General features: G+C 53.5%; 1 tRNA gene and 2 rRNA genes (1 of these 3 cut by a window edge). All 3 read right to left on the minus strand.

Annotated features, from left to right (window positions below):
• Nucleotides 1-94 precede the first annotated feature (94 nt).
• Nucleotides 95-171, minus strand: a tRNA-Met gene (locus AC1DON_RS17950).
• 91 nt (nt 172-262) lie between these two features.
• Nucleotides 263-377: ribosomal RNA gene (gene rrf, locus AC1DON_RS17955) — 5S ribosomal RNA — on the minus strand.
• Nucleotides 378-455: 78 nt separating this feature from the next.
• A 23S ribosomal RNA gene (locus AC1DON_RS17960) occupies nt 456-2,500 on the minus strand (it continues 826 nt past the right edge of the window).

Genomic DNA, 2,500 nt, shown 5'->3' on the forward strand with positions numbered 1-2,500 from the left:
AACAAAAAGGCGCGCCGAAGCGTATTTGCCTGGCGGTTGCGTCTGTTTGCTGTGATTTGGACGCAAAAAAGCCCCCTTGAAGGGGGCTGTTTTTTGGTTGCGGGAGCAGGATTTGAACCTACGACCTTCAGGTTATGAGCCTGACGAGCTACCGGGCTGCTCCATCCCGCGCCAAGAAGGCAGATATTGTAATGAAGGGTATGAGTGTGCTCAAAGAGCGAAGCGTTAGCATCGCTAAAAGCGTAACAACTGGACTTTATAGACCTGGCGACGACCTACTCTCCCGCGCCTTAAGACGAAGTACCATTGGCCCAGGAAGGCTTAACGACCGAGTTCGGAATGGGATCGGGTGGGGACCTTCCGGCATAGCCACCAGGTCAATAAAGCCCAGTTGTAATCGAGAAGACATTGTCGCGCAGTGTGTGCGCTTGGTTTGTAATGCGTTTTGTAGAGGAACGATCAAGCCGATCGGATTATTAGTACCGGTTAGCTTCACTCCTCACGGAGCTTCCACACCCGGCCTATCAACGTGGTAGTCTTCCACGATCCTCAGCGAGACCTTGTTTTGAGGTGGGTTTCCCGCTTAGATGCTTTCAGCGGTTATCCCTTCCATACTTAGCTACCCTGCTGCGCGGCTGGCGCCACGACAGGTCCACCAGAGGTATGTCCATCCCGGTCCTCTCGTACTAGGGACAGATCCTCTCAAGTCTCGAACACCCACGGCAGATAGGGACCAAACTGTCTCACGACGTTCTGAACCCAGCTCACGTACCTCTTTAAATGGCGAACAGCCATACCCTTGGGACCTGCTCCAGCCCCAGGATGAGATGAGCCGACATCGAGGTGCCAAACTTTGCCGTCGATATGGACTCTTGGGCAAAATCAGCCTGTTATCCCTAGAGTACCTTTTATCCGTTGAGCGATGGCCCGTCCACGAAGGACCACCGGATCACTATGGCCGACTTTCGTCTCTGCTCGACTTGTCAGTCTCGCAGTCAGGCGGGCTTATGCCATTGCACTCATCGAACGATTTCCGACCGTTCTGAGCCCACCATCGCGCGCCTCCGTTACACTTTGGGAGGCGACCGCCCCAGTCAAACTACCCACCACGCCATGTCCCGGACCCGGATAGACGGATCTCGGTTAGACGTCAGCAGCAATAAGGGTGGTATTTCAAGGATGGCTCCATCGAGACTGGCGCCCCGACTTCATAGCCTCCCACCTATCCTACACATGTTGCTGCTAACGCCAAGGCGAAGCTATAGTAAAGGTTCATAGGGTCTTTCCGTCTGACCGCGGGAACCCCGCATCTTCACGGGGAATTCAATTTCGCTGAGCCTATGCTGGAGACAGTGGGGAAGTCGTTACGCCATTCGTGCAGGTCGGAACTTACCCGACAAGGAATTTCGCTACCTTAGGACCGTTATAGTTACGGCCGCCGTTTACCGGGGCTTCAATTCGCAGCTTGCACCACTCCTTTTAACCTTCCGGCACCGGGCAGGCGTCAGACCCTATACGTCGCTTTACAGCTTCGCAGAGCCCTGTGTTTTTGATAAACAGTCGCTACCCCCTAGTTTGTGCCACTTTAGCCAGGTTGCCCTGGTAAAGTCACGCTTATCCCGAAGTTACGCGTGTAATTTGCCGAGTTCCTTCAGCATAGTTCTCTCAAGCGCCTTGGTATACTCTACCTGACCACCTGTGTCGGTTTCGGGTACAGTCTCTGTGTGAGTTATTTCCAGGGACAACGCCCCTGCACGGACAATCCAATAAGCCCGTACAAGTTATGCCATCCGTCACTTCACACTGGCTCCGGAATATTTACCGGATTCCCATCGACTACGCCTTTCGGCCTCGCCTTAGGGGCTGGCTAACCCTGCGCAGATTAGCTTTACGCAGGAACCCTTGGTCTTTCGGCGAGAGGGTCTCTCACCCTCTTTATCGCTACTCATGTCAGCATTCTCACTTCCGATACCTCCAGCCAACCTCACGGTTGACCTTCACAGGCTTACGGAACGCTCCGCTACCGCTCACTTACGTGAACCCATATCTTCGGCGTATGGCTTTAGCCCCGTTACATTTTCCGCGCAGGATCGCTTGATCAGTGAGCTGTTACGCTTTCTTTAAAGGATGGCTGCTTCTAAGCCAACCTCCTGATTGTCAAAGCAATCCCACATCGTTTCCCACTTAGCCATAACTTGGGGGCCTTAGATGATGGTTAGGGTTGTTTCCCTTTTCACGACGGACGTTAGCACCCGCCGTGTGTCTGCCGGACAGTTCTCCTGGGTATTCGGAGTTTGGTTAGAATTGGTACAGCTCGCGCCGCCCGCATCCATCCAGTGCTCTACCCCCCAGGGAATAAATCCGACGCTCTACCTAAATAGATTTCGCGGAGAACCAGCTATGTCCAGGTTTGATTGGCCTTTCACCCCTATCCACAAGTCATCCGAATCTTTTTCAACAGATATCGGTTCGGTCCTCCAGTACGTGTTACCGTACCTTC

Source organism: Asticcacaulis sp. P4_H10, assembly GCF_056400965.1.